Consider the following 1,067-nt stretch of genomic DNA (forward strand, 5'->3'; position numbering starts at 1 on the left):
GAGGGCGAAGGCGGGGCCGCCGCGCAGGGCGTGACCGCGGCCTCGGCGGTGCTGAAGGCCGCCTCCGCCGTGACCGCGCTGCAAAAAGGCGCGGTCTCCGCCGAGGTCAGCTTCGGCGTTTCCTCCAGCGAGGAAAGCAGCAGCCTTGAGACCGAAACCGCGCGTGTGGCCGAAATTCACGCAGGCCGCGATGTCAACCTGACTGCGGGCGATGATATCACCGCCGAAGGCACCCGGATCCTGGGCGGGCGGGATGTCAATCTGGAAGCCGGGGATGAGCTGACGCTTGAATCCGCGCAGGACCATTTTGCCAGCAGCAGCCAGAGCAGCAGCAAATCGGCCAGTGTCGGGGCCTCTGTCGGGGTCGGTTTCACCGGTTACACGGCCTCCGCCAGCGGTTCCGTCTCCAGCAGTGACTCCGACCGTGAGGAAACCCGCACCACCCAGTCCAATGCCCAGGTGGCGGCGGGTCGGGATGTCACGATCAAGACGGGCGGCGACACCACCTTGAAAGGCGCGCGTGTGGCCGCGGGCGAGGATATCTCGGCCGAGATCGGCGGCGATCTGCTGGTGGAATCGGTCCAGGATACCGGCCGGATCGACGGCTCCAGCAGCGGCAGCTCCGTGGGCCTTGGCATCGGCCTGGGCGGCAGCGATTTTGGCAGTGACGGCGGCGGCGCGCAAACCGCCGAAGCGGGCGGGGACGAACCCTCCCTCATGGACCGGACATCGCTCAACAGCTCCTCTTCGATGGGCCGGGAGAGCGGCGAGAAAGCCTGGGTCAATCAGCAGACGGGTCTGGTGGCCGGCGGCGATGTGGAGATCAATGTGGGCGGCCATACCCAGGTGAATGGCGGCATCATCGCCTCCACCGGCGGCGATGTGACCCTGTCCACCGAAACCTTCGCCCATCGCCATCTGCGCGATGTGGATAATTACGAACAGAAAAACATCTCCATCAGCGGCTCCACCAACCTGGGCAGCCTGTTCGGCGGCGATGACAATGGCGGCGGCACCGGCGGCACCGGCGGCAATGCAGGCAATGGTGCCAGCGGTGCCGATGGCGA

At 66.6% G+C, this 1,067-nt stretch carries 1 protein-coding gene; it reads left to right on the top strand.

The window, feature by feature from the left end; translation table 11 throughout:
* Positions 1–1,067: hemagglutinin repeat-containing protein (locus tag DFP90_RS22630; RefSeq protein WP_181905534.1), on the top strand; the 1,067-nt coding region annotated here is incomplete at both ends.

This window comes from Aestuariispira insulae, assembly GCF_003385955.1.
Classification (GTDB): domain Bacteria; phylum Pseudomonadota; class Alphaproteobacteria; order UBA8366; family Aestuariispiraceae; genus Aestuariispira; species Aestuariispira insulae.